Source organism: Thermomicrobiales bacterium, from assembly GCA_041390825.1.
Lineage (GTDB): Bacteria > Chloroflexota > Chloroflexia > Thermomicrobiales > UBA6265 > JAMLHN01.
On record JAWKPF010000025.1, the window covers coordinates 42,065 to 67,966 of the forward strand.

General features: G+C 61.9%; 29 protein-coding genes and 2 pseudogenes. 14 read left to right on the top strand and 17 right to left on the bottom strand.

The genetic code is table 11. The annotated features are described in order from the left end of the window. Nucleotides 1–55 precede the first annotated feature (55 nt). Together R2855_13925 and R2855_13930 are read left to right on the top strand one after the other, a co-directional pair. Nucleotides 56–595: a GNAT family protein gene (locus tag R2855_13925; protein ID MEZ4532102.1), complete on the top strand. Its 540-nt coding sequence runs from the start codon at nt 56–58 to the stop codon at nt 593–595. Then, complete coding sequence (locus R2855_13930; GenBank protein ID MEZ4532103.1) at nt 592–1,251, top strand: NUDIX domain-containing protein; 660 nt, start codon at nt 592–594, stop codon at nt 1,249–1,251. Before R2855_13925 ends, R2855_13930 begins: the two co-directional genes overlap by 4 nt. Before the next feature lie 188 nt (nt 1,252–1,439). Here R2855_13930 and acnA read toward each other — a convergent pair whose 3' ends face one another. Next, complete coding sequence (gene acnA, locus R2855_13935; protein MEZ4532104.1) at nt 1,440–4,163, bottom strand: aconitate hydratase AcnA; 2,724 nt, start codon at nt 4,161–4,163, stop codon at nt 1,440–1,442. A 287-nt stretch (nt 4,164–4,450) separates the two neighbouring features. Here acnA and R2855_13940 point away from each other — a divergent pair, with 287 nt between their 5' ends. The 7 genes from R2855_13940 (at nt 4,451) to R2855_13970 (ending at nt 7,492) form a co-directional block, all read left to right on the top strand. Beyond that, entirely contained in the window at nt 4,451–4,882 is a 432-nt protein-coding gene (locus R2855_13940) for a lysylphosphatidylglycerol synthase transmembrane domain-containing protein (GenBank protein MEZ4532105.1), read from the top strand. 57 nt (nt 4,883–4,939) lie between these two features. Further along, complete coding sequence (locus R2855_13945) at nt 4,940–5,665, top strand: hypothetical protein (GenBank protein MEZ4532106.1); 726 nt, start codon at nt 4,940–4,942, stop codon at nt 5,663–5,665. A gap of 7 nt (nt 5,666–5,672) precedes the next feature. Beyond that, the gene (locus R2855_13950; GenBank protein ID MEZ4532107.1) at nt 5,673–5,852 is read left to right on the top strand and encodes a hypothetical protein; all 180 of its coding nucleotides are present in this window, start codon (nt 5,673–5,675) and stop codon (nt 5,850–5,852) included. 414 nt (nt 5,853–6,266) lie between these two features. Further along, entirely contained in the window at nt 6,267–6,425 is a 159-nt protein-coding gene (locus R2855_13955; protein ID MEZ4532108.1) for a hypothetical protein, read from the top strand. A gap of 330 nt (nt 6,426–6,755) precedes the next feature. After that, entirely contained in the window at nt 6,756–6,887 is a 132-nt protein-coding gene (locus R2855_13960) for a hypothetical protein (protein ID MEZ4532109.1), read from the top strand. Then, on the top strand, nt 6,884–7,225 hold the full coding sequence (locus R2855_13965) for a heavy metal-associated domain-containing protein (GenBank protein MEZ4532110.1): 342 nt from the start codon (nt 6,884–6,886) through the stop codon (nt 7,223–7,225). Before R2855_13960 ends, R2855_13965 begins: the two co-directional genes overlap by 4 nt. A gap of 66 nt (nt 7,226–7,291) precedes the next feature. After that, a complete protein-coding gene (locus R2855_13970) occupies nt 7,292–7,492 on the top strand; it encodes a hypothetical protein (GenBank protein ID MEZ4532111.1) in 201 nt (66 codons plus the stop codon). A gap of 544 nt (nt 7,493–8,036) precedes the next feature. Here the strand turns inward: R2855_13970 and R2855_13975 are convergent. The 7 genes from R2855_13975 to R2855_14005 all read right to left on the bottom strand — a co-directional run bounded on the left by R2855_13975 (nt 8,037) and on the right by R2855_14005 (nt 13,057). Continuing rightward, complete coding sequence (locus tag R2855_13975) at nt 8,037–8,729, bottom strand: hypothetical protein (GenBank protein MEZ4532112.1); 693 nt, start codon at nt 8,727–8,729, stop codon at nt 8,037–8,039. Nucleotides 8,730–9,008: 279 nt separating this feature from the next. Next, nucleotides 9,009–9,449 carry a hypothetical protein gene (locus R2855_13980; GenBank protein MEZ4532113.1) on the bottom strand — a complete coding sequence of 147 codons (441 nt, stop codon included), beginning with the start codon at nt 9,447–9,449 and terminating at the stop codon, nt 9,009–9,011. Further along, nucleotides 9,433–9,576, bottom strand: coding sequence for a hypothetical protein (locus tag R2855_13985; GenBank protein MEZ4532114.1), 144 nt, complete (start codon nt 9,574–9,576; stop codon nt 9,433–9,435). Before R2855_13985 ends, R2855_13980 begins: the two co-directional genes overlap by 17 nt. A gap of 36 nt (nt 9,577–9,612) precedes the next feature. Next, nucleotides 9,613–10,107: a hypothetical protein gene (locus tag R2855_13990; GenBank protein ID MEZ4532115.1), complete on the bottom strand. Its 495-nt coding sequence runs from the start codon at nt 10,105–10,107 to the stop codon at nt 9,613–9,615. Next, nucleotides 10,074–10,313 (bottom strand): CopD family protein, encoded by a 240-nt coding sequence (locus tag R2855_13995; protein ID MEZ4532116.1) that lies wholly within the window; start codon nt 10,311–10,313, stop codon nt 10,074–10,076. The genes R2855_13990 and R2855_13995 overlap by 34 nt, the downstream gene beginning before the upstream one ends. 15 nt (nt 10,314–10,328) lie before the next feature. Beyond that, nucleotides 10,329–10,760 carry a hypothetical protein gene (locus R2855_14000; GenBank protein ID MEZ4532117.1) on the bottom strand — a complete coding sequence of 144 codons (432 nt, stop codon included), beginning with the start codon at nt 10,758–10,760 and terminating at the stop codon, nt 10,329–10,331. A 1,451-nt stretch (nt 10,761–12,211) separates the two neighbouring features. Continuing rightward, entirely contained in the window at nt 12,212–13,057 is an 846-nt protein-coding gene (locus tag R2855_14005) for a gamma-glutamyltransferase (GenBank protein MEZ4532118.1), read from the bottom strand. A gap of 850 nt (nt 13,058–13,907) precedes the next feature. On the opposite strand from R2855_14005, the gene R2855_14010 reads away from it, so the two are divergent. Then, nucleotides 13,908–14,054, top strand: a complete 147-nt coding sequence (locus R2855_14010) for a hypothetical protein (protein ID MEZ4532119.1) — start codon at nt 13,908–13,910, stop codon at nt 14,052–14,054. A 126-nt stretch (nt 14,055–14,180) separates the two neighbouring features. On the opposite strand, the gene R2855_14015 is transcribed toward R2855_14010, so the two are convergent. After that, entirely contained in the window at nt 14,181–14,519 is a 339-nt protein-coding gene (locus R2855_14015) for a hypothetical protein (protein MEZ4532120.1), read from the bottom strand. 49 nt (nt 14,520–14,568) lie between these two features. Between R2855_14015 and R2855_14020 the strand changes: the two genes are divergently transcribed. Further along, nucleotides 14,569–14,724: a hypothetical protein gene (locus tag R2855_14020; protein MEZ4532121.1), complete on the top strand. Its 156-nt coding sequence runs from the start codon at nt 14,569–14,571 to the stop codon at nt 14,722–14,724. A 194-nt stretch (nt 14,725–14,918) separates the two neighbouring features. After that, nucleotides 14,919–15,170, top strand: coding sequence for a hypothetical protein (locus tag R2855_14025; protein ID MEZ4532122.1), 252 nt, complete (start codon nt 14,919–14,921; stop codon nt 15,168–15,170). On the opposite strand, the gene R2855_14030 is transcribed toward R2855_14025, so the two are convergent. The 4 genes and pseudogenes from R2855_14030 to R2855_14045 all read right to left on the bottom strand — a co-directional run bounded on the left by R2855_14030 (nt 15,128) and on the right by R2855_14045 (nt 21,513). Next, nucleotides 15,128–15,607 (bottom strand): zinc metallopeptidase, encoded by a 480-nt coding sequence (locus tag R2855_14030; protein MEZ4532123.1) that lies wholly within the window; start codon nt 15,605–15,607, stop codon nt 15,128–15,130. The genes R2855_14025 and R2855_14030 overlap by 43 nt on opposite strands. A gap of 2,746 nt (nt 15,608–18,353) precedes the next feature. Then, nucleotides 18,354–19,076: pseudogene (locus R2855_14035) on the bottom strand (hypothetical protein). Between the two features lie 939 nt (nt 19,077–20,015). Continuing rightward, complete coding sequence (locus R2855_14040) at nt 20,016–20,255, bottom strand: hypothetical protein (protein MEZ4532124.1); 240 nt, start codon at nt 20,253–20,255, stop codon at nt 20,016–20,018. A gap of 1,129 nt (nt 20,256–21,384) precedes the next feature. Beyond that, nucleotides 21,385–21,513 (bottom strand): hypothetical protein, encoded by a 129-nt coding sequence (locus R2855_14045; GenBank protein ID MEZ4532125.1) that lies wholly within the window; start codon nt 21,511–21,513, stop codon nt 21,385–21,387. Between the two features lie 124 nt (nt 21,514–21,637). Between R2855_14045 and R2855_14050 the strand changes: the two genes are divergently transcribed. Together R2855_14050 and R2855_14055 are read left to right on the top strand one after the other, a co-directional pair. Further along, nucleotides 21,638–22,318 carry a hypothetical protein gene (locus R2855_14050; GenBank protein MEZ4532126.1) on the top strand — a complete coding sequence of 227 codons (681 nt, stop codon included), beginning with the start codon at nt 21,638–21,640 and terminating at the stop codon, nt 22,316–22,318. Nucleotides 22,319–22,364: 46 nt separating this feature from the next. Beyond that, the gene (locus R2855_14055) at nt 22,365–22,607 is read left to right on the top strand and encodes an ATP-grasp domain-containing protein (GenBank protein MEZ4532127.1); all 243 of its coding nucleotides are present in this window, start codon (nt 22,365–22,367) and stop codon (nt 22,605–22,607) included. A 692-nt stretch (nt 22,608–23,299) separates the two neighbouring features. Here the strand turns inward: R2855_14055 and R2855_14060 are convergent. The 4 genes and pseudogenes from R2855_14060 to R2855_14075 all read right to left on the bottom strand — a co-directional run bounded on the left by R2855_14060 (nt 23,300) and on the right by R2855_14075 (nt 25,803). Beyond that, nucleotides 23,300–23,473 carry a hypothetical protein gene (locus R2855_14060; GenBank protein ID MEZ4532128.1) on the bottom strand — a complete coding sequence of 58 codons (174 nt, stop codon included), beginning with the start codon at nt 23,471–23,473 and terminating at the stop codon, nt 23,300–23,302. A gap of 144 nt (nt 23,474–23,617) precedes the next feature. Further along, nucleotides 23,618–23,824 carry a hypothetical protein gene (locus tag R2855_14065; protein MEZ4532129.1) on the bottom strand — a complete coding sequence of 69 codons (207 nt, stop codon included), beginning with the start codon at nt 23,822–23,824 and terminating at the stop codon, nt 23,618–23,620. A 405-nt stretch (nt 23,825–24,229) separates the two neighbouring features. Then, nucleotides 24,230–24,973 (bottom strand): annotated as a pseudogene (locus R2855_14070) (hypothetical protein). Between the two features lie 173 nt (nt 24,974–25,146). Next, complete coding sequence (locus R2855_14075) at nt 25,147–25,803, bottom strand: MBL fold metallo-hydrolase (GenBank protein ID MEZ4532130.1); 657 nt, start codon at nt 25,801–25,803, stop codon at nt 25,147–25,149. Nucleotides 25,804–25,902: the final 99 nt, after the last annotated feature.

Genomic DNA, 25,902 nt, shown 5'->3' on the forward strand with positions numbered 1-25,902 from the left:
GAAACCTCCCAGATCGCGCCTGTCTATCTGTTCTCGCAATCTCGGTCTCTGCCTCATGATTTCCGGCGAGCTCATCAACCTCCGCGCGATCGATCGATCCGACCTCGAACTTGTCCACGATTGGCTGGATGATCCCGAGCTCATGCGCTTCTGGGGATACGGGGTGCCTGCCGTGTCCCGCAACCATGTCGTGCAGCGCATCGAGCAGTGGCTCGCATCGGAAGAAGCGCTTGGGCATCCTGTCGCCTTTCTCATCGAAACTTTGGCAGGAGAAACGTGCGGGCTGCTCGTGCTCTCTGATATCGGGCAGGTCGACCGCAATGGAGAGCTCAGCATCGTGCTCACGAGGCAGCATCGTGGCCGAGGATTTGGGAGCGACGCGCTCGACACCATTGCGGATGTCGCTTTCAGTCAATGGAACCTGCACCGACTCACCGTGCGTTCCGAGGCATTCAACAGCGATGCGCACCGGTTCTTCACCAAGCATGGATTCATCCTGGAGGGGCGGTTGCGCGAGGCAAGGTATCTCGACGGCGCCTGGCACGATGTGCTGATCTTCGGCAGGCTGCGAACCGACCAGGGAGAAACCGTGTGACCGACCGCGCTCAGGACCTCACTGAACTATTCGACGTGCTCACCGCCGATGGGAAGCGCACCGGCGTTGCCAAACAGCGTGCTCTGGTGCATCGAGACGGGGATTGGCACGCCTCGATCCATGTTTGGGTCTACGGGATCGACCAGGGCGGACCCTATCTCGCCTTCCAGCGGCGAGGAAGATTCAAGGACACGTTGCCTCTCAAGCTCGACGCCACCGTTGGGGGGCATCTCCGCGCCGGTGAGTCGGTCGAAGACACCTTGCGTGAGGTTCAGGAAGAGATTGGCCGGACCGTGACGCTTGCGGAACTCCTGCCAGTTGGCGTTCGGTTCGGCGTCAGTGAAGACGCGCCCGGCATCCTCGACCGGGAGATCCAGACCGTGTTTCTGTGGCGTGTGGACGAACCGCTCTCCGCCTTTACGCCGAATCCGGAAGAGCTCGAATCTCTCGTCCAGCTCCCGCTTGCCGATGTGCTCGCCATCTTCGGGGATGGCATTGTGGCTGCCGACGCACTCGAGCTCAAAGCTGGTTCTGCAATCCTGACCCCGACGCTTGTCACGCGCAGCGAGTTCGCGTGCGGTCTCGACCGGTACCACTACCGGGTCGCCATTGCCGCCTCGAATGCCCTCCGTGGAGATCGGTACATCGCAATCTGAGCGCTTCGGTCGAAGCGCCAAGACGCTTCATGCGGAGTCCAGCTTTGGGCAATTCCACCTTCGCTCCGCGCAGTTCCACCGTTGAAACGCTGGGATATACCCCTTAGCAGTTGTCCGGTTTCCGCATCAGAGCAAGCGATCCCTCCCAGGCATCCCGGAAGGGGTCGTCGTGCTGAGATCTCAGGGTCCTATGCCACCGGAGCAGTGAGGCGGCGAAGCACCGTCTGCAAGATGCCGCCGTTGCGGTAGTACTCGAGCTCGACCGTGCTGTCGATGCGGGCGACCGCTTCGAATTCGGTCACCGTGCCGTCGGGCTTGGTCGCCTTGATCTGGATGCGACCGTTTGGCTTGAGTCCCTCGGCAATGCCGGAAACATCGAATACTTCTTCGCCGGTCAAACCGAGCGATTCAGCGTTCTGACCTGGCAGGAAGACCGCAGGCAGCACGCCCATGCCGACCAGGTTGCTCCGATGAATACGCTCGAAGCTCTCCACCAGCACCATCTTGATGCCGAGCAGCAGCGTTCCCTTGGCCGCCCAGTCGCGCGAGGAGCCTGAACCGTACTCCTTGCCGCCGATCACGATCAACGGCGTGCCGTTCTGCTGGTAGAACATCGACGCATCGTAGATGGACATGTCTTCACCCGTGGGGAAGTAGCGGGTGATATTGCCTTCGCTGCCAGGCACCAGTTGATTGCGCAGGCGGATGTTGGCAAACGTCCCGCGGATCATGACCTCGTGATTGCCGCGTCGTGAACCGTAGGAGTTGAACTCCACCGGCGCGACGTCGTTGTTGATGAGGTACTGCGCCGCAGGACTTGTCTTCGCGATCGATCCGGCCGGGGAAATGTGGTCGGTCGTGACCGAATCGCCCAGCAGCGCCAGCACCCGCGCGCCGTTGATGTCGCTCAATGGCTCCGGAGTTGGAGACAAGTCGATGAAGTAGGGCGGCTCCTGGACGTAGGTCGATTCCTTGTTCCACTCGTAGAGATCGCCCTTCGGAATCTCCATCGACTGCCAGAGCTCGTCGCCTTCGAACACGCTGCGATACTCGTTGGCGAAAATCTCGGAGTCGACCGCCACGGTGAGCGCGTTCTGGACTTCCTCCGGGGTTGGCCAGATATCCTTGAGATAGACCGGCTCCCCATTTGGATCCTCGCCAAGCGAATCCTTGTCCAGATCGACATCGACACTCCCCGCCAGCGCATAGGCAACTACCAGGGGCGGCGACGCCAGGAACGATGCGCGGACCTGCGGATGGATTCGGCCCTCGAAGTTGCGGTTACCGGAGAGCACCGCTGCCACGACCAGTTTGTTCTCGTCGATTGCCTCGGCCACAGGCACGGGCAGCGGACCAGAGTTCCCGATGCAGGTCGTGCAGCCATAGCCGACGGTGTGGAAGCCGAGCGCTTCGAGATAAGGAGTGAGTCCCGCCTTGTTCAGCATCGCCGTCACCACCTGCGAACCAGGCGCCAGGCTTGTCTTGACATAGGGCGGGACATCGAGTCCGCGTTCCACCGCCTTCTTGGCTACCAGGCCGGCGCCGAGCATGACCGCCGGGTTCGACGTGTTGGTGCAGGACGTGATAGCTGCAATGGCGACTGCGCCGTGATGCAGTTCTTCGTTCTCGTTGCCGATGACCACCGGCACCGCGCCCAGGTGATGCGCGCCGTTCGATCCGATCTGGTCCTGATACGCGCCCCGGAAGGTCGACTTCACGTCCGGGAGCGACACCCGGTCCTGCGGACGGCGGGGACCTGCCACACTCGGCTGAACATCGCCCAGGTCGAGCTCGAGCACATCGTTGAACACCGGATCGGGCGTCTGATCGGTGCGGAAGAGGCCCTGTTCCTTTGTGTAGCGCTCGACCAGATCGATCAGCGCCTCCGGGCGCCCTGTCACGCGCAAGTAACGCAATGTCTCATCATCGACCGGGAAGAGCCCGGCGGTCGCGCCATACTCTGGCGCCATGTTGGCCAACGTCGCGCGGTCGGGGAGTGACAGACTGCTCAATCCCTTTCCGAAATACTCGACGAATCGGCCGACCACGCCATGCTTGCGCAGAATCTGCGTCACATAGAGGACGAGGTCTGTCGCGGTGGCGCCCGGTTGCAGCTGCCCGGTCAAACGGAACCCGACCACCTCTGGCATCAGCTGGTACAGCGGCTGGCCAAGCAGCACTGCCTCGGCCTCGATGCCGCCGACTCCCCAACCCAGCACGCCGAGCCCGTTGATCATTGTGGTATGCGAGTCGGTGCCGACGAGCGTGTCCGGGAAGGCAACCGTTTCCGATCCTTCGGTCTTGGTCGCGACGACGGGCGCCAGATATTCCAGATTCACCTGGTGCACGATGCCGGTGCCTGGCGGCACGACGCGGAAGTTCTGGAACGACTGCTGGGCCCAGCGCAGCAACGCGTATCGCTCGCTGTTGCGCTTGTATTCCATCTCCACATTGAAGAAGAAGGAGCGGAGGGTGCCATATTGGTCGACCTGCACCGAGTGGTCGATCACCAGATCGGCGGGAACCAGCGGATTGATGCGTGTGACATCGCCTCCCAGTCGCCCCACTGCCGAGCGCATTGCCGCCAGGTCGACCACCGCTGGCACACCGGTAAAGTCTTGCAGGACCACACGACCCGGCATGAACGGCAGCTCGAATTCTTCGCCTGCTGATTGTGGGGTCCACGCGGCCAGGCGTTCCACGACGCTATCGTCGACGAACTCGCTCCCCGCATTGCGCAGGACGTTTTCCAACAGGATGCGCACAGTGAACGGCAGCTTGTCGATCGTCCCCAATCCACGCTCTTCGAGCGCTGCGATCCGATAGAAGGCAACCGTTTGGGCGTCCTTGGTTGTCAGTCGGGAGCGCGCGCCGAATCGGTCGGAGACGGTCGAATCAGGGGAAGTGGACATGTCTTGAGCTACCTCCTGGAGTCGCCTCATTGCGGCAAGAGGGGTGGGATCGACCCGCCCAGGGGAGGCTTCTCGTGTGCTGTGCATTCTAAGCGATGGATTCACCCGATCGGAGATGCGAATTCCTCGGTCGGATTGCGGAAATCAATCAGAACGCGCCATTCTGTCGTCAATTGCCGTCGTATACTCCTTCGGGCACGTTCGCCGCGCGGCGAGGCGTGGATAGGGCATGCGCTCGTCACAAGCGATGCGAAGCGCCCAGCATCTGAGAGGGCCCTCCGGCCGGCATGAACCGTCGTCGCATCATTCTGGGATTTGCGGTAAGCGCGTTCTTCCTCGTTTTCGCGCTCCGCGGACAAGACTACGCGGCCATCAAGGAAGCGTTTTCGCAGGTTACCTACTGGTACCTCGTCCCAGCACTCGGCCTCTATTTCATCGGTTTGCTGGTGCGCGCCTATCGCTGGAGTGTCTTGCTCCGCCCGGTCGAGGCGGTTCCCGCTCGCAAACTGGTCGGCATCAACGCCGTCGGATTGATGGCCAACAACGTCATGCCGTTGCGCACGGGGGAGTCTGTGCGCGCTTACGCGCTATCACAACGCACCAGCGTCACCAGCCGACCGCGCTCGCCACTATTGCGGTCGAGCGCATCTTCGACGGCATGGCGCTGCTCGCATTCATTGCGACGTCCATGCTCTTCGTCGATCTCACCAGTCAACTGAGCCGCGTGGCCGAACTGGCGATGCTGATCTTCGGCCTCGCAAGGGCTGGTTGCGCTCGTGCTTCTCGCGAAGGGCGGTCGCCTGCGAGACCGCATGCTCCAGCTTGCGCTCGGACCATTGCCGGCATCGCTCGGTGTCAAGGTCAACCGCATGGCCGAGTCGTTCATAACTGGTCTGGGCATCTTTCATCGCTGGCGGGAACTGGCGCTGGTCTCCATTTCGTCCCTTGTCGCCTGGGGTTCGAAGCCTCGATGTACTACATGGTGGCGCGCCTTTGGTGGGCAGATCGAAGCGGCCATGGGCGTGCGAAACGATGCTCACGACCGGCATCGCAAATCTCGCGCGCTGGTGCCTTCGTCGCCCGGCTATGTTGGTCCGTACGAGGCCGCCGTCATCCTGGTGCTCAGCGGCGCTTTGGGGTTGAAGCCGAGAGCTGGCGCTTTCCTATGGTGTGTTGGTGCATGTCATGCTCTGGCTTCCCGGCTCCACCATTTGGGAGGCGTGATCGAGGTGGAGCCGCCGCACCTTTCCCTCCGGCAGGTCGAAGCTGCCGAGTATTCGTGGCTCGAGCCCGAGGCGGACACGGACGCGTCCGAACTGCAGCTCGACTCCCCGGACCGCCGCTGGCGCTCCGCTGCATTCGTAGCGCCGCATGAGCTGATCGAGGCAATCATCCTGGGTATTGCGCAGGGACTCACCGAAGTTCCCTGCCGATTTCGTCCTCCCGGACACCTCATCATCATCCCTGGCTCTTTGGCTGGGAGACCCCAGGACACGCGCTGATGCCGCATTGCATCTCAGGACGCTGCTCGCGGTGTTCACCTATTTCTGGCGTGAATTGGTCGACATCTTCCGCGCCATTCCAACCATGCTGCACAAGAACGTCTCACTTCTCAAAGGTCCCGAACCCGGCGAGTCGGGCCAGCGTGCGTTGATCGTGCGGCGTTCTATGCCCGGCTCGGCATTCTGATCGTGATTGGTTCCATTCCCGGCGGGAGTCATCAGGCTCCTGTTCCAGGATCGCCTCGACGATTTCTTTCATAGCGATACGAACGAAGAGCGGGCGATCATCGTGATTGCGGTCTTGCTCGCGGCCTTTGCGATTCTGCTGTGGCGCTGACAAGTACGGCAAGGAGATCCATTATCCTGCGCTCGATCCGGGTGCCCGACGCCGTTGCAATTGGAGTGGCGCAGGCGATCGCGCTCGCCAGAACCTCACGGTCGAGGGCGTGACGCTGACGGCGGGGCTGTTCCGGGATTTCACGCGAGCGGATGCCGCACGCTTCTCGTTCCTGCTCGGTATCCCGTTGGTGACCTTCGCTGGTCTCAAGGGACTGGCCGACCTGATCAGTCAGACCCAAGCGGAACCGAAATCACCCGAATCGTGGCCGAGGCGCCGGCGGCATCTGCTGTCTCTGGCTTCCTGGCCATTCGCTTTCTGTTGCGGTATCTGCAAACGAAATCGACTGCGGTCTTCGTTATCTACCGCATCATTGCCTCCATCGTGCTCATCGGTCTGGTGCTGTCCGGATTCCGATCCTAGCCACAGAACTCGATACGATCTTGCTCGGGGAACGCTCGCGTCGTAACATGTGCATGACAACGCACATATGGGAGGCTGGCGTGAACGACGGTCGCTTGCGAGGAACTGGTATTCACCCTCATCAGGTCCGCGCGGCCCGCGAGCAGCTTCGGACCTGCCCAAGATGGCAGAAATGGCCCGTTTGTTCTCCAGTGCTCGGCGATCCAACTCGGCAGCGGATGTTGGCAGCGCTTGGAGATGGTGAACTCTGCGTTTGCGATCTCGCGCTAGCCACGGGCATCAACCGCACTACGGTCTCTCATCAACTCCGTATCCTGCGCGAGAACCATCTTGTCAAGCATCATTCGCGACGGCCGCGTGCTCTTCTATTCGCTCGACGACGATCATGTCGCCCACATCCTTTCGGTTGCGTCGGACCATGTTGCCGAAGACGTTGCCACCGCGGAAGAGCAAGCCGGATGACGCCCCCGCGCGGTGAGCTGCCGGCACGCGCACGGTCTACGACGTGCGGGGATGGATGCGCTGAATGCGCCAGGAGCGTCGCTACCGCGGTGGAACGTCTCCCCGGCGTCGCAGCAGCGACGGTGAACTTTGGCGCCGGCACGTTGACGGTCGAGACGGATTCCCGCAGCCAGGTGGACGTGACACCGCGTGTGTTGCACGCTGTCGAGGTCGCGGGGTATCGCGCTGTTTCGCAAGGCGCAGCCCGCGCGTCCGGGCTCCTTCGCGCTGCTGACCGCCGTTCCCAATTGGCGATCGCCGCAGTGGTCGCTGGATCCTGGGGGGTGCGATCATCCTGATCGGCGATCGTCACGATGTCGCCAGAATCGCATACGCAGCGGCCGTGGTCGCCGGAGCGTGGACGTTTGGCCGCGCCGCTCTGCCAAGCCGCACGCAACCTGCATATCGACATGAACGTCTTGATGACGCTTGCGATTCTCGGTGCGTTGCTGCTGGGGACTGGGCGCGGAAGCCGCCTGCTGCCGCCGCTGTTTGCCATCGGAAATCTCGCGCAAAGCCTCACCTTCGATCGCACCCGAAGCGCTTTCATCGCTTTCCACCCCTAGCACCGTCAGAAGCGCTTCGCGTCACCAACGGCAATGAAGAAGGCTCGTCGGCATCGAGTCACGCCGTCGCGGGTGATCTCATCCGCGTGCGGCCCGGCGAGCGATTTCCTGCAGATGGTGTGCTGGACGAAGGGGCGACTACACGGTCGATGAATCGTTGATCACCGGGGAATCGCTGCCCGCCGACAAGTTCCCTGGTTCGCGGAGTCTATGCGGGATCGCTGAACGGATCTGGTTCGGTCGTGGTGCGCGTGTCCTGCACGGCAGCGGAATTTGCTGGCCAACATCGTCAGGTGGTCAGGGATGCCCGCGGCGGTGGTCATGCGGAACAGACCATCGATCGCTTCGCGGCTATCTACACCCCGGTTGTCGTCGGAGCCGCCGTTCTCGTAGCCATCATTGGTGGCGCAGCAACCGGCGACTGGCGGGATTGGGCGACTCGCGGATTGGTGCTCCTCATCGCGTGTCCATGCGCTCTGATCATTTTCGACTCCGGTGGCCATTGTCTCTGCTGTGGGCGTCGCGGCGAAACGAGGCTTCCTCGTCAAGGGCGGTGCGGCGCTCGAAGCAATCGCTTCGGTGCGAGCGGTTGTCTTCGACGGGCGAGCACGCTTACCCGTGGAAAGCCGGTTGTGACCTCGATCATCGCATTTGAGGGAGCGAGCACGATGTGCTGCTCCATGCGGCGGCTGTCGAGGCGCTTTCCGACATCCCTGGGCTTGCCATCGTCGAGCGAGCGGTTCGCGATGGTGTGCCGATTCAGGATGCAGCAGGGTTTGCGGCCACTGCCGGTCGCGGCGCAAGCGCCATCCTCGACGATTCGCGCGTCTGGGTCGGTTCGCCGGCGTGGTTCGTCGAGCTTGGGGTCAGTACCCGGCACTGAAACGGACTGGGCGACAAATACGTTCTTCTCGTAGCTCGCCAGGAAGAGGAACAGGCTGTCGCCGTTGGCGCCATTGCGCTTGCTGACCAGATCCGTCCCGAAAGCGCGGCAGTTGGCAGCGCGGTTGCGCCAACAGGGTATCGAGCCCATTGCCATGATGACCGGCGACAACCGCTCGACCGCGAGTGTCATTGGACGCGGGAGTGCGGTATCGACGAGGTGATGGCCGAGCTTCTTCCTGGTGAGAAAGCGTCTCGCGTTGCTGCGCTGCGTGAACGAACCCGGCGCCGTGGCGGTGGTGGGCGACGGTGTCAACGACGGTCCTGCCCTGGGCAGCACGGTCAGGTTTGCCATGGGGCTGACCGGTTCCGACCTCGCCGTGGAAACCGCTGATAATGCAATCCTGCGAAACGATCTCTTCGTTCCAGGCGCAATCGACCTCTCGCGCAGAACCGTCGCGATCATCCGGTTAGAACATCGGAATCTCGTTGGCGGTCAAGCTGGTCGCGCTTGCGCTGACCCTTGTCGGGGTGACCACGCTTTGGATGGCCGTCGCGGTCGACCTTGGCACGTCATTGCTCGTCACAGCCAATGCATTGCGCCTGACCCGGTGGCGGTTGGATCGGGCCATCGTCATGACGAGCTGTTCAGGCCAGGAATCGGTCCGTCTCCGGCAGACGCGGCCGGACTGGCAACCGGAGACGCCTGAGGCGACGCAACCGGTGTGGCCACGGTTCCTGGAACGGGGATATCGACCGGGGCATCGAAGTCGAAGAACCGCCAGCGCATATAGTGCAGTCGGGAGACCATCGTCTCGTTGACGAGGTGCCCGGTCTCCTCATCGATCCACCGCATACCAGGCTGCAATCTACGTGTCCGACTCCGGGTCACATAGAACGTGATAACCGCGCCACGTCGTCGCCGACCAACACGGCGTCCGAGCTGGAAGTCGCGCGCGCCGTCGTAGGTTGCTCCCCATTCAGATGGTGGGAAGATCGGAATGTAGATCCGCTCGATCCACTCGTTGCCCAGCGTGCTGCCGAGGTGTCGCCAATGGTCAGTAGCTCGATGCACTGGTCACCTGCCGCTTTAGGGAGGTAGTGGCGACCATTTTATTGCCGGTGCTCACCGTTCGTTCGGAAATCGCCACACCTCCCAACCCGGACGCCAGCCGCTCAGTGTAGTGCACGCTGGTGGTCATCTCCATATCCAGCGCACTCTCGAAGAGCCTTGTGCCTCATCCGACGAGCGTCGAATTGCGGCGCGTCGAACCCGTTGATGTTCGGATCAGGGATGAGAAGAAGAACGGCACGATCTCGTCTTCCAGTCCGCCGCGGCGGACGAGCACGTCGATTTCCCACCAGCCGTTGATCGTCAGTTGCAGTCCGTTCGCAACGAAATCACCCGTGGCGGGGTCTTGCACCAGTTCGACGTCGCGTTGCTCGGCTTCGTGATTCAAGCTGATCAGGTCGAGCCGCACGCGCTGGATAAGGATCACCTCGCCCCCTGATCGAGGGTCGAGCAGGCCGACATTCACACGAATCTCGTTTTCGCCGGCGCGCATCGGCGACATGATCGAGTGCAGCACCTCGCTGACCTGATCGTTGCCAGCCAGCGGTGCCGCCAGGTCGATGCTCGTGACCTCGCCGCTCGAGGTGGTTGGCGGCGCTGAGAGAGCCAGGATCGTTCCGCCAAGCACTACTGCCGCGACGAGCGCAGTCTCAAGCCGCACGCTTCCCTGAGGGCATTCCCGATCCGTTGTAGATGCTTGCGCAGCCGGGGGTGATGGCGCGCCGCGGAGATCATGACCGGCGCCAGAATCGCCACCTTGACGATCAGGATCTTGCCCCAGCTCGTCTCCCAGAGTGAATCGATCGAGGGCAAGATCAGGCCCGAATTCACGATCCCGGTCACGATGCCGATCGGCGCCAACACCATGGCACGGCCTTAAACTCACGCAGCGCATCCTTGCCGGACGTCTCGCCTTCCGCAGGCGCGCCGCGAGGCCAGGCAGACACCAAGCAGGATCAATCCCCCGACCAGCCCAACCGGAGAACCGTACAGCGACACGGAGAGCTTGCCGGCCAGATTCCAGTCTTCCTGAGCGGCGGCGTGCGTGGTGAGCGCGAGCCCGAGCAATGCCGCCAAGGCGCCTAGCGCGCCAACAAGGCCGATCGGTTTCCGCGCGTCTTTCTTACGGTAGAAGTGCATGACACCGAGCGCAGCGACACGCACTGCCGGTCCCGCTGGACGAAGCCACCACGGGTTGGGGAAGCCCGGCGACGGCTTCGGAAAGGGTTGGTTTGGTGACACGGACGGGGGGAACTGGGCTTGCAGTACGGGTTCGAGCAATGTGGCCAGAAGCGCGGCGACCGCAGCGACCATCGCAGCTGCGCCACGCCTGGCTTGTTGTTGTCGGAATCAGACCGTGCGCTGAACCCGATCCAGATCAATCCGGCGGCAGCGGCACTCACGCCCCGAGAAGGTGATCCAGCGCAAGACCACCGCCCAGATTGCGGGCTGCTCGCCGGCGGTGGCGGCTCCTGGCGCCCGGCGGTGCCAATGCGAAAACCGAAGAGTGCCACTCAGGGTGTGGCCGTCGTCAACCGGTGCCGTCCAACTGACGGTATAGGTGCCGGAGACGAAACCCGACACCTCGGCCGTGAGGTGACGCGGATCATTCGGATCAGTGTCACACTGAGTGGTCTCGAGCTTGTTTCCGTCCTCATCGAGAAGCCGTGATGACCGGTGGAGTCGGATCCATCGACACGCGCTCGGTGAACCAGAACTGTAAATTCTCCGGCGGGCTTGAGAGGATGGCATCCTGACTCGGGATCGTGCGTTCTAGTTCGGCATGCGCGCTGCGTGAAGCTCGAGGAAGCCGAGCGTGACCGCGAGCGCGAGGAAAAGTCCAGGCGGTACGCGAATGGCGACGCGGATGAGCCGCCTTTGGGACGTTCGAAGGGCGGATTGTCGTTTCGGCACTCAGTACTCCACGCCTGGAGGTAAACGGATTGCGCTCCCCCAACGATACGCCATAACGGCCCGAGCAGATCAGGCGCCGTGAGCGTGGCAGGATAGTAGAACGGGTCGACACCGCCTTTGAGTTGACCACTCGGAATCCGCTCGACACACGCGGGTGACGCGAAGTCGCCAAAGAAAAGCGTCTCATCGCGCACCGACACCCGATGTCCCAGCGAAGTGAGGCCATCGACGGTTGCCTTTGGCAGACGGCTGCTGGCGAAGAGCGTCGGGGTCGACCGGTCGATGCAGCGATGTGACCGCCTCCTGCATTGAAGTTCATGGTCGAGCAAGTTCATGGCAATCTGCGCGATGCAATTCATGATCGCCGTCCACCGCTGGCGCCCAGCGCGGCAGCAGCTTCTCCATTGCGAACCAGGATGGCCGGCGACATGTTCGATAATGGTTTCTTGCCGCCTTCGATCGGTTGGTCGCCCGGGTTCGAGGTCGAACCACATCATCCCGTTGTTCATGATCAACCCGGTTCCCGGAACGGTCACCCGGCTGCCCCATAGACTCAGCGGCATTGTGTCAGCGAAACCGCCACGCCGTCCTTGTCGATCACGCTCAGATGGGTCGTGCTTCCCCCGCTCGGTAGTCGGGCATCGAGCCCTCAGCCCATGAGCGACGCCGAGTTGTTCCTACTGCCTGCCCGTAGAACCGCGTGCGGTCTAGCCATGTCTTCGCAGCGCCGTCGAGGTCAGGCATCGGAGAGGTGCCTGGATAGGGACATCGACGAAGTTCGGATCGGCCAGATAGGCAAAACGGTCGGCGAAGGCGATGGCGAATGCGCTGTGTGCAGCGCCTCGACCGAGTTATTGGCACCTGAGACAGGTCGAATCCGTCCAGCAGGCCGAGCGATTCCGCCAGGGTCGGTCCGCCCGTGCCGTTGTTCGTCGTGACGACCTGGTGACCGTTGTAGGTGCCGATGAGCGCGTCTTCGATGGTTGCTTGATATCGGCGGCCGAAGTCGTCGAGGAAAGGTTCGCGCCGAGTCCGTTGAGGTGTGAGACGACTTGTTGCGCGATCTGACCTTCATAGAACGATCGGGCGCCGTCCCTGGCAATTGATTCCAGGGTCGCGGCGAGTTCTTCCTGTTTCAGCAGGGTTGGATTGTCCTGCGAGGTCGACCAGGGCACGATCCCGTTGGGACAGAGAAGAGCTTCGGTCGCCTCGAACTTGCGCAAGTTCTCCAGATCGCGCGCGATCTCCATCGACATGTGCCAGGAAACTGGAATTCCGTGTCGCGCAAGGTCGATGGCTGGGTTCAGGGCTTCCGCGAACGAATAGGTCCCGTAGCGCTGCAACGCCAACGCGAGACCGGCAGGCGTGCCCGGAACGCAGACCGATCGTGCGCCAATGATGTTCGCCACGCCGACAACGCCTGGCCAGCCAGCTCCGGCATCTGGTTTCCCAGAAAGCGGGAACATGTCCGGAGTGGCTGATAACGGAGCGACCATGGGATAGGAAACAGCCGAGGACTCGCCGCTCTTGCTGTCGTGTCGGACCAGAGGAAACCTCCGCCGCCGAACCCGTTCATCCAGGGTTCGACCACGCCGGCGACGGCAGCGGTCACCACTGCCGCATCCACCGCGTTGCCGCCATTTTCCAGCACCTTCGCGCCGAACTGGGCGGCAAGCGGTGTCTTTGCCAGCCACCATGCTGCTTCAGAGATCGCCTCGAACCGACCCAACCGCCACCGGCTGACTGACGCCATTGGTCCCCGCTCCTTCCTCCTCGAATCGCGCCGGTCAGGCGCGAGATCATACCGGGCAGGATAGGCATGGGAGGATCGAGTTCCGGAAGTGGAATCGCGAGTTGCGCCGGCAGTGGCCGAACCGCGCCGGTTCGGATGTGCGCGACGTTCCGTCACGGCAAGGCCGAAACGCGCTCGCGCGTTGGCGGCGCAGTCCTCGATGCGCTGTTACTGCGCAGACTCAAGGCGGAGTGTTGCCCTTCCATGCGTCGCATGTACCGGGGGAAGGAGCGTTGGAAACTCGCGTTGGAGGAACGCGAAGAAGCAGTTCGCGGACCGGCGGCGCAGGCCGGAGCGGACCTGCCCAAAGTGCTTGCCCCCGCCGCTGCCGCAGCTTCTGCAACGGCCTCGATCTGTCCTGCCGATCGTTCAGCCCTGGCATGACCGGAGCCATCATGACTCCGCAGACGATGCCCTCTGCCGCAACATCCCCCTAGCAGCGCTTCGAGCCGCTTGCCAGGGCGGGAACGCTCCTGGCTCGATCGTCAAGAGCGACTCGTCGACGGTGGTGACCGTGAAGTAGATATGCACGCGCGCCGGCAGGAGATCGCCGGGCTGAGATCGAGATCGCGTGCGATCAGCGGCGATTTCGTGACCACACTGAACGGCTGGTTGTGTTTCTGGAGGACCTCGAGACAGGCCCGTGTATAGGCCAGCGCTTCTCGGCGGCTTGATACGCATCGGTGGCTGTTCCAATCGCGATCGATTCGCCCGCCCAGCCGGGCCGGCTCAGTTCACGATCGAGCGCTTCCGCGATGTTGCTCTTGGCAGATCTGCCGCTCGAAGTCACTGTCGGCATTGAGACCCAGGAAGGTGTGCGACTCGCGGGCATAGCAGTAGTGGCAGGCGTGCATGCAGCCGCGATGTACGGATTGAGCGACCACTTGAAGGGCATGCCGTAGACGCGGTTGATGGCGGTCTTGCAACGGGAGTCGACATAGTTCGTAGCTGCCATGCGAACAGAATAGCACACATGTTCGCATTTGCAATGCCTGCGCGATCGACTTGTTGAGTTTTCGGATCGAGACTCAGGTGAGCGGAATCGTGGGCGGATGCGACTCGGCGAACGCACATTGTCGGGGTCGAGGTGAGGGCGTCACGGCGACCGACTTGCATGCGGAACTTGTCGCGCAGTTCTGCTTCGCGGTCGATGCGGGCACGTTCACCAGCATCCGCGCCGAATCGACCAGATCGATCCCTTCCTGGCGCAGATCGTCGCCGCTGCGAGGCGTGGTCAAATAGGCGATGCCTGCCCCGGCCACGGCGCCCACTGCGACACCAGCCGCGAAGTCGACGACGTGCCAGTTGCTTTCATGACCATCAGTGACCTCTTCTCCGGTAATGATCGATTGCGGCGAGTGTACCAAACCAGTGCCCTTGGCCGCTAGAATGGAGCACTCCCGAGGAGGTCGCGGCATGCGGGTGTATTTGAGCGGGCCGATGTTTTCGCTGGCGGATCAGGAGTATAACCTTCGGTTGGCGGCGAAGGTGCGGGCGCTGGGGTTCGATGTCTACTGTCGAACAGGCGAGCCAATCAACAACAAGGGCGTCCAGGTCAACAAGCCCGCATGATCTACGAATTGGGATATCGCCGAACTCGAAAACAGCAATGTCGTTCTGTGCCAGCTCAGCGAGGACTCGGAACGAACTGGGAGGCCGGATACTTCGATGTCTCAACAAATACGTCGATCCGAGCCGCTACTGGGGAATCGTTGGGCTTGCCAGCGATATGCGGTTCAAGTCGCCGCCACACCCGGACAAGCATGGTGTCTGACAACCAGGCGGGCAACGCGAATGCGCTGGTGATCGGCGGATTTCAGCAATCGCTGGGTGTCTATCTCTATGAGAACGAAGCGCTGGATCGCCTCGTCGAAGTTGCGGCGCTTGCGAATCGACACCACCGGGTAAACGAAGCGCCCGGACATTGCTATCCGAGCGCTTCCTCCGGGCATGCGTGTTCGCCAGCGCGAACCCGCTATTCGTCGCGAGACATGCCGGTCAACAGCATGACCCAATAGAGCGAGAGAAGCGAGGCGAGGAACCCGGCAACATAGGTCCATGCCGCCGCGCCCAGAACCAAGATCCACGCCTTTGCTCTCCCGAGCCTCGGCACGCCGCCATCGACGATACCGGACTGCACCAGGGCAAGTTTGGCGCGGCGTGATGCGTCGAACTCGACCTGCAGCGTAATCAGCGCGAAGAGCGTGGCCAGGCCAAAGGGCTCGCGCCGATCCAGCCCATTGTCCAGGCTGCCGAGCATCACCCCGGCAATCAGGACGAAGAAGAAGCCGAGGTTGGACCCGATCGATACTGTGGCACGATCGCGGTGCGCCTTCAACGGCGCATACCCCTGCTGATGCTGAATCGCGTAGCCGGCTTCGTGCGCGGCAATCGCCACAGCCGCAACCGGTGCTCCCGTACACGCTGAGCACGGCTTCCCGATGTCGTGGGTCATGGTGGTCGCTCAGGACGCCCTTGGTGACTTTACCGGCACAGCCTGCAACCCTTCGGTGTCGAGAATGCGGCGAGCCGCTGTGCGCCAGTCGACCAGCCATAGTCGGCACCTTGGAATGCACCTATATTAGCGCCCTTGACCTTTGCGCCCAAGAGGCCAGGATAGATCCAGGAACATGAGGTCAATAAATGGATCGAAGAACATGAATTCCTCTCTGGAGCTCGTGCGGAAACTCGTCGCCTGAATACCGGAACCGGCCGGGAACCCCTGCGCGGTGTTTCGGATTCGCTGAAGTATCCCGCTCTCCTCTTGCGGCTGGTAGCGTGGATGTTACGCATCCAGCCGCTTCCATCAAACGATGGAACGGCCAGGGTCTTACGCCAGGTGCAGCCGAGTGCTGCTCGCCTTCATGGCCGGGAACGCGGCGCGTCCTGGCAATGACGACCATGAAGCCAACCTGGAGAATGAGGTCGGTTACTCCCTGAATAGTCAATCCCACAGAATTGATACGGTGCGTGTCAAGGTTCGACAGTAACATTTCATGGCTTTATGGCTGGTCTGCTCCCCGTGGAAACCTGGAGACTCGATCAGATATACAAACCCGGGACGGTGGGAATCACCAGTCTTTCCCGAGGTCGAGGTGTCGACTTTGCGGACCATTCGAGGTCTTCGCCTCGGCTGACGGTGAGGGAACCGCCTCTTTGCGGTCTCAGTGGTTGGCGAGACGACCGATATCGTCACCTGCCGAAGGCGGTCTTTGCTTTGGTCAAGCCGCACGTCAGCTTTGCGGATTCACCGCGGTTCGACTGATTGGTGCCAGGAGAGTTTGGGGCCGGGACCGAACTCGACAGCCCCAGGCTGAAGTCGGGTGGATTCAAGGCAGACCAGACCAGCGAAATCACCACCAGCGTTTGCACCAGACGTTGCTGCTTGTTTGGCGAAGGCGGACTCTGGATGGAATGCCAGTCACCACGCACTGGAGGCGTTCGATGAGCTACGCTCGCACTTCCCAAATCTGCTTCTCGTCTTTCAGCAACGCGTCATCGACAACTGGACATAATGCGTGACCTGCGCCGGTGTCGGCGCTGGAATCCATGGCTCGCCATGGTCGAGCAACACACGGCCGGGCCGTTGCCGAAGGAACTGCGCGAGGCATGGAATACGACTGGATCCATGTAAACCAGCCGATCGAAGTCGCGGATGCGATAGGCATTGCCGTCAGCCTCTCGAGCCCGGAAGCGATTCGTAGAGGCGCAATCGCTGCAGGGTGTTAACTCATGACGCACCTGGAGATAGGCGGTCGACGCCGTCCTGGACTCCCTGGGCCAGCAATGCCGCGGACCAACCTGGCGGCATGACCCCTGCGCCTGTAATTCCGGATCGGTGACGATACCGAAAGGCCGACCAGCCCGCCGTCAGTGACCGACGGCCCGCACGCGACGAGTGTTTTTCCTTCTCGGTACAGCCCAAAGAACGTCAGTCCCGTGTCCGGTATGCGCTCCAGGATTCGCCCGGTGACTCGGCAGAATGGCGGCGGAGAGGTTGTTCATGCTCGCACATGCCTTCGATCCCTTCGTCAGATCAGGCACGCTCACATCGTCATCGAACTGTGCTGATTCGTAATCCATGGGTCATGACCGGGGTGCGGTCCGCCTCACGATAGCCTCGGATTTTCAGCCAGGAATCGAGATCGGGCCGGAGTCAGTGAATGACAGCAGGCGGAAGATCACGAGGCGGCTGCAGAACGATGAGCTGCTCGATTCGCGCGACGGTGGCGAGATGGTCATCTCTGGTTGAGGATAGGCGAAGCAATGCCGAGTTGGCGCGCTTAGTGCTCATCTGAGAGACGCGCGACCCAGCCGTCGAACAACAGTTGCTGCTCGGCGGGCCATGCCCGGGCGCGGCCTCTTCGTCTCGGGTGTGGGGGACCGTGCTGTTGCCTCGGTGACATCGAGGTGAGACGGATCCGGGCGGAGGTGTCTCTCGCGGCGTGAAGACCGTCTTTCGCCTAGCGCTTTCGTGCGACTACGTTGAGGAACGCGACCTCGGGATGCGTGCGCGCTGCCTCGGTGAGCTGCTGCGCAGTCAGTTCATCCTCGGACCGAGATCGAGGGATCAGGGCGCGAAGCCGAGTCCATAGTGGCGGCGACATTGTCCCAGTCGCGAGTCATCCGAGCGCCCAGCGTAGATCATCGAATCCGGCAACATCGATCGCCGCGAGATAGTCGTCCTCCGCATGCAGCTTTTTGCCCGAAAACCATCTTCATCAAATCTGAGGGCTTTCCCGGGGCAATCAGGTCGCCGGTTGATGATGACGCCTTTTGCCTTGAGCCAACGATGAGCGGCCGCCAATCCGCCCGCGAACCGCCAGGAATGGTCGCCAGCTCAGGCCTCCGCCCAGTCCCAACACCAGATCGAAATCTCCTTCGGGATAGGACTGAACAGCTTTTTCACCCGAGACGGCCTGGAAGTCGATCTGCTTTGCTATTCCGCGGGTGTTCGCGAGCTGGCGCGCCCGAACGCGAGATAAGCGGGATAGTCGTCGAATCCATACACTGTTGCGCCAGGCCTCGGCGATGTCTACGGCAGACGACCGATGCCGCATTGCATCGAGCACCCTGGCGCCCTGCGGGATGCCTGCGATGAGCGTAGGCGATCAGGGTTCGCCGGCCACCGGAGACTGATAGTAGTCGTCAGGAGAAAGCTGAGCGGATCTGTTCGAGCGATCGGTTGGCGTTCTTGGCAGTCATCGTTCCTGTTCACCCAAGGTTGTCGCGAGATCGAGCATGTCCGCCACCACGCCGGCCGCGGTCACCGCCGCGCCGGCGCCTGTGATAAACCGTGTGATCGGATTGGCGGCATAACGCTTCGAGCGGATCGTGATGATGTTCTCAGGACCGATCAGCGATCCGAAGACGGTATCGAGCGGAATCTCCGCATTCCAACGGGAAATCGGCTCACCTGCAGCAACGGTCGCGACGTATTTCAATCAGCGCCGTTGGCGCGCGCCGCCGCTGCGCGCTCACCTGTCCTTGTCGACACGCGATATGCCCACCATGAAATCATCGACGCTGCCGTCGCAGCGCCTCCGGCACACCAGGCTCTCTATCTGGATCTGGTCGAGCTCGACAGGATGCCGATGGTGCGTGCAAGAATCAGCGCCTTCCGCGCCACGTCCCAACCCGCTCAGATCTCCTCCGGGTCCGGTTCGGTGAATCCGCAGCCTTGGCGTCACGACCACCGCCTGCGAGAACGGCTTGTCCTGATCGAGATCGGCGAAGATCGCGCCCAACGTGCCGGACAACGCGCCAGCGACACGCGTCACCTCGTCTCCGGAAGCGATCAGCGAACGCAACGTAGAAATGACCGGCAAACCCGCTCCGCACGTGGTCTCATAGCGTGTGCGTCCCCGAAACGCCAGACTCGGACCAAGCAGCGCGGCCATTGGGTCGGATGCGAGCCGAGCCATGGGCGCCTTGTTTAACCCAGCACCGCTCCTCCGCCATTGGTGAGGGTCATGGCCAGGGTTCGCGGTCTTGCTTCCCGCGGCAGTGTCGATGGCATTGATGGGTCCGAACGGTTGCGTGAGCGTGAGCGCCTCTCCAGAAACCGTGCGTTTCGACCAGCGAACGACTCCGGCAAGGTGGAAATCCGCCCCGGATGAGCGGTGATCGAGCACGGCTGCAAGGTCATCGTTGGAGAAACCGCCGCTCGTGGCCGAGGCAATGCCGCCAGTCAGAGGAGTCGATGAGCGCGCGAATGACGACCCGCAGCCATAGTCACGCTGCCAGCGGTCGCGTTGCGCGGAGATCTGTTCGACGACCGTGCGGCCAATGAGTCCCAGCCGATTTGGGCAACGACATCACTCATTCGGTTCAGACTCCTGCAGTCGGATTGGTCAGGTGTCTCCGGTGTCGCGCGCACGTCCTGGACTCGTTCGGCGAACCCACGGCGAGTTGCCGCGAAGATCGCTCTGCGAGATGGCTCATGTCAGAACGGGACTTGCCCAGACGACCGGATCGTGGGCAGAGACGGGCAGGTTAGCAGACCGAGAATCGACCTGCGGCAGCGTCGGACGCGCCGGCAGCGACGACAGATCCATCTGCGGCAGCGTTGGACAGGCTGGAAGTGACGACAGGTCCACCTGCGGAAGTGACGGCAAGTTCGGAAGACCGAGCTGGTGATGTTCGAGACGTCCGCGCCAGTTCTTCGATCGAGCGTCCAAGCGACTGCTGAATTTCGTGCAACTGAGCAATTCGATACTGAGCGCCTCCCGTCCGGCCGAGGTGGCGAGGCCAGGTGCCGAAGCTTGCGTGCGCTCCATCGAGCAGGCGTCGTTGGCCAATACCGTTGTAGCAGGTTCCGCCAGCGCATGGATGATGGTGAGCCTCGTTGTTGTGCCGCTCCATCAGGATCGATCGAGCGTCGCTGGAAAAGGCTCAGGAATCACGCCATCGACGATTCCGAGCCGCAAGCACTCTCTGGCTCCCCAGAAACCCGACTGCGCGGTCAGAAAGCCAATCCGGGATGGGCCGGGCGATCGAGTCCAGCAGTCGAGTAAGGCATGTTCGAGCATGTAGACCGAGTCGGCAATCGTCAGCGCCATGGCTCCGGGACCGGCGGCTACACCGGTGACGATGGCGACCATGGGAACGGGGATCGATACGGCAACCCGCATTGCCTGGCTAATCAGGTGGACAGCGCGGCCCCCTCGATTGCCGAAACCTGCAGCAATCCCAGTCGATCAATGCGATTGGGAACTCGAGTTGCCCGGCGAGGCGATATAGGCGAACCACGGTGCGGAATCCCGGACGCGAGGACACTCGGGTTCCCCTAGCACCGCCGATCAATCCAACAGTCACGCCCTCGATCGTAATGCCCACGTAGAGGTTGGGATCCGAGACTCCGGTGCGATCGCCGTGGATTTCGATCAGGCTGGACCGGAGCCGTTCAGAAGATAGTCGCTCGGGGTTGGGCGGCCAGGATTGCGGGCAATGGCGGCGTCGTCGCTACCGCGTCCTGGTGGAATCGAAGTCCAAACCGGCGAAGCGCTGGACGGCCTGGGTGAGCCGCGAGGAGGTCAGCACATCGAGCACCGTCGCAAACGCGCTCGCGCAGGGCAGTTCGCTCGACGATTCCGTCGATCATTCCGCAGCAAGCATCTCTTCGCTGCTCGCGGTGCCAAGATCGATCAAAGCCTCTGGTGCGGGCGGGATGAAGCGAGCTGGGCCGCCGGTTCGCGAACCAGATTACCGTGATTGCCAAGTCCCGTGAGAACGCTCCGGTGGTCGGGTGTGCGAGGACCCGGAGGTGAATGGGACCCCGTTGCGCTGCAGGCGACCTACGACGGAGGCAATGCGTACCTTCTGGGCGAAGGTCAAGGTCTCGTTATCGGTTTGCACGCACGCCAGATGCGATCGCAATCAGCGGCACCCGCAGGTGGCCGCGTCTTCCATCGCGAGGCAGATCTTCTCACAGTGACGATACCGATCGAACCGGGTGTCAATCGCCATATCTGACGACAACCAGGACCGCTACTCCCGGCCACCGCCAATCGTGACGGCGCAGTCACCACATTCTCCCAGCGGAGATCTGGGACGATGGCTGGCAGGTCATCGGCCAGGCGTCCCGGAATGTCAGCGGCTCGACCAGGAACGCGACCTCGGCGTTGGTTTCCCGGAACGATCCGGGATCTGCGACGAGATCGACCCGTTCCCGGGCTGGCAACCAGAAGTGCCGGTGGCATCCCGGGCAGACACAAGCGCTCGTACGAGGAGTCAAGCGCTCGGGAGATGGTCACAGCTGGGGCAGGTGAGCTCGAACTCCCCGGCGGCATCCTCTGCCGCGAAATCGTCATATGCCTCGAAATCGGCTTCGCCAACGGTGGAATTGATGTTTCGATTCATCGACTACCCATGGTGAGCTTCGAATGATTGCGGGATGGAAGCCCGACCCCTAAGAATGACGAGATTCGCGCGGCCAAGGACTGTACGTGGCGCTGGTATGCTCCACTCGAACACGGAAGGATCGGTGCGGAGCGATCGAGCAGATATCGGATTCATCGGGGCTGGTCAACTGGCGCGCATGAGCGCGGCCGCGGCGATTGCGCTCGATGTGCGGTTGGCTGTTCTGGCAAGTCGCACGGATGATGGCGCCGCGCAAGTGATTCCCGACGTCACCATCGGCGATCACAGCGATCCAACCACGGTCGAAGCGTTTGCCGCGCATTGCGACGATACCGCTCGATCTGACTGGTCGATACCGATCTCTGCTCGAACAGTTGGGAAAACCGGTGGCCACATGGTCGCGACCGTCCTCCTCGGTGATGCGCCTCTCTCAATCGAAGCGCATGCAACGCGAGCGGTTTCGGGCTCTCGGATTGCCGGTGTGCCTTTTAGCTGTTCCGTAACGTTCCTGGCGGTCGTCGATCGCAGCCATGTCGCGGATTTTGTCGCCCGTGTTGGCATGCCGCTTATTGTCAAAGCAGATCGGGTGAAGTTTGCGACGGGCGCGGCGTCTGGACCGTGGAAGACCTGCCCGCGCTTGAGTCGCTGCTCGATGAGCTGGAGAATCGAACGTCGCCCGATTCTGGAAGAGCGGGTCCTGCTGGAGCGCGAGCTCGCAATGCAGGTCGCCCGCCGCCCGTCTGGAAACGCCCACCTATCCACTGGTCGAGACCGTGCAAGGTCGATGGAATGCTGCGTGAGCTGATCGGCGCTCCAGCGCCGGAATCGGATGATCTGCATGCCGAAGCCCAGTGGATTGTGAAACGATCGCGGCCGATTGTGATGTGGTCGGTTTGTTGGCAGTCGAGTTTTCCCAGACCGACGGCAAGCTGCTGATCAACGAGATTGCGACGAGGCCGCACAACTCCGGTCACTTTCGATCGAAGGCGCGGTCACCTCAGTTCGAGCAGCATCTTCGTTCGGTTCTGGACCTGCCCAGCGGGAGCGCGACTTGCCGCGCCGTGGGCCGTCACCGAGCATCGGTGGGTGGATGAAACGGAGGACCGGAGGCCGATCAGATGCGAGCGGCGCTTGCTCTTTGGCGGCGTGCATCTGCCTCTATGGCAAGGAAGCTCGCCCAGGAGCCTGCAAGATTGGGCACCTGACGGTGTTGGGTGAAGAACTTGATGCAACCCGTGCCTTGGCGCGGCGAGCGGCCGCCATCATGAATGGAGAACACGAACGATGTCTGAAACGCCTCTGGTTGGGGTCATCATGGGAAGCGATTCCGACTTGCCGGTGATGCAGGCGGCTGACCCGCTTTGACTGAGTTCGGCGTGCAGCACGAGGTGCGCATCATCTCGGCCCATCGCACACCAGAAGAGATGATCGGCTATGGCAAAGCGGCCGCCGGACGGGGGCTTGAAGGTCATCATTGCCGGGCTGGCGGGGCAGCGCATCTCCCTGGGATGGTCGCGTCGGTCACTCCGCTGCCGGTCATCGGCGTGCCGGTCGGTATCACCAAGTTGCAGGGACTCGACGCGCTGATGTCGATCGTGCAAATGCCCGCGGGCATTCCGTCGCGACGGTTGCTGTGGACAATGCGCGCAACGCGGGTTGCTGGCGGTGCGCATCCTCGGAGCAGGCGATCCGGAACTGCTCCGGAGGATGGAAACGTTCCAGGACCAACTACGCGAGCTGGTCCTGGAAAAGGATCGTCGGGTGCGAACCGGTTCCTGCGAGGCGTCTATTCGTTCGCGCCCGCCAACGCTGGCTCGGTCGCTTTGGCCACCCCGTTCGGGAAGGGAAGCGTTCGCTGGCTTCCTTCCGGCAGCACGTCGAGCGAGGCTCGCAGGAACTCCCGAAGAGCCCGGATTGCTGGCGCATTCAGCCGGCTCTTGAACTCCGGATGGAACTGCACTCCACGAGAATGGATGACCGTCCAGTTCCATGATCTCGACCAGTTTGCCGTCCGGTGAGACCCCGGACGCGACGAGTCCCTACTCAGCCAGCACTGGCAGATAGTCGTTGTTCACCTCGAACCGATGCCGGTGGCGCTCCTCGATCAGTTCGGTTCCGTAGGCGGCCGCGGCCCTGGAACCGTGGGCACGAGCTTGCAGGGCCAAAGTCCGAGCCGCATCGTGCCACCCATCTCGACGCCATGCTGACCCGGCATGAGCCCGATCACCGGATGCGGCGTCTCCGGATCGATCTCGGAGGAATTGGCGTCGACCAGACCGCACGCATTGCGGGCGACCTCGATGACCGCCATGTGAGTCCGTAACAGAGCCCCAGATAGGGAGTGCCCGTCTCGCGGCGGTATTGCGCGGCACGACGATCTTTCCTCGGTTCCTCGGACAAATCCGCCAGGAACCACGATTCCTGGACGGTCTTGAACACGTTCACCATTTCTTCGGCCGACATCGTTTCCGCGTTGACCAGACGAACTCCGGTTTCGTCGAATGCGAGACCCGCGAGGTCAACGATTCGGTAACGCTCATGTAGGCGTCGTGCGGCTCGACGTAGCACCGACGATGGCGATGCGGACGCCTTGTTCCGGGTTCTTCAGCCGCACTCTGCCATCTCGCGCCAATCGTCAATTCAGGTTCATGGCTCTGCAGGTTCAGGCGCTGGTCGATCAGCGTCCACGCCACTTTCCTGCAAGAGAAGGGGCACTTCATAAATCGTCGAAGCGGTGGGCATCCCGGGATGACCGCATCCCGATCGACATCGCAGAAGAGCGCGATCGGCGTGACGTCGTCGGGAATCTCATTGTCGGAACGGCACACGATGGCATCCGGCTGGATACCCAGCGGAAGCGCAATTCGCGCACGCTTTGCTGGGTCGGCTTGGTCTTCCAGTTCTCCCGTCGCGCCCAGCGCAGGGAGCAACGTGACGTGGATGAACAAGACGTTGTTGCACACGACCGACCTCGCCGCCGCATCTGCCGATAGCTTCGAGGATACGCCTGACCTTCGATATCGCCCGGTGCCGCCAGCTTCGATGATGACGACATCGGAGTTGTGTTGCAGATTTGGCGAATTCGGTCCATGATCTCATTTGTGATGTGCGGGATGACCTGGATGGTCCCGCCGGGGTAATCACCGCGACGCTCTTTTGGCGATCACCGCGGAATTAGACCTGGCCGGTGGTCACGTTCGATGCGCGTGAAAGGTTCTCGTCGATAAAGCGCTCGTAGTGCCCGAGGTCGAGATCGGTCTCCGCGCCGTCATCCAGCTGTGAACACTTCACCGTGTTGATAGGGCGACATCGTGCCCGGGTCGACATTCAGGTAGGGGTCGAGCTTCATCACAGAAACCCGAACGCCCCGGCTCTTGATCAGCCGGCCGAGAGAGGCAGTGGTGATTCCCTTGCCGACCGATGACACGACTCCGCCGGTGATGAAGATGTACTTGGGCATGATCTACCCCTTCTCCTGCAAACTGAAACCGACGGGTTCGAGAACTGGGTGCTGCGCCACCCGAGAAGTGAGAGAGGCGCCGCGGGTGCGTCGCCTCACAAGGTTGCGATTCCAACTCCTGGTCGATTGCAGGACCGGGATTTCGACGTTCTGATGCAGTGATCGGCTGCAGGTCATCGCTTTGCCGCCTCGCTGTCTGGATTGAGCAGCACGATCTCCATCGCTTCGTTGAGATCAGCCTGGCGCGGAGAGTACTTGTCGAGCGGTTCTGGCAGTTCGACACCTACCAGCTTGGCGAAGCTCTCGACTGGAAGCAAGCCCTGATCGCCGATCTCGGTCCGGTACTGCATGGGGATGAGGACCTTGGGTTCCAGCAGGGAAACGACCTCCGCGGCCTGCTCCTGGGTCAATCCGTTCGCCCCGCCGACAGCCAATAGCAGAATGTCCGCCTGAGCAAGCTGTTCGGTTTGATCCGAGTTGGGAACCTTTCCGAGATCGCCCAAATGGCAGATGACGAAACCGTCCATCTCGAAAAGATAGGCCGTGTTGAATTGCTTCCGCTCGGTATGCGCATCGTCGATGAACGTGCGAACCCCGGTGATGAAAACATCGTCCATCTCGTACTCGCCCGGGCCGTCGACCACCTGGAAGTCAGGCCGGACCAGACCCAGGTTCGCATTCACAGAATCGCTTCGAGAGATCGAGACGATGTTCGCGTTCTGCTTGGCCACGGCGAATCCGGTTGACCGATCGACTGGGTCGGTAATGATGGTCGCTTCGCGCGACTTGATTCGGAAGCAGTTGTGACCGAACCATTTGAATTCCGCCAACGGGACTCACCAATCTGGACGCTTGCGCGCCAAAAAACGCAAACCGGCCCAAGTCCGTGGACGAGGGCGCGAGCGCACGTAAATTGTTCAGATGGGGTC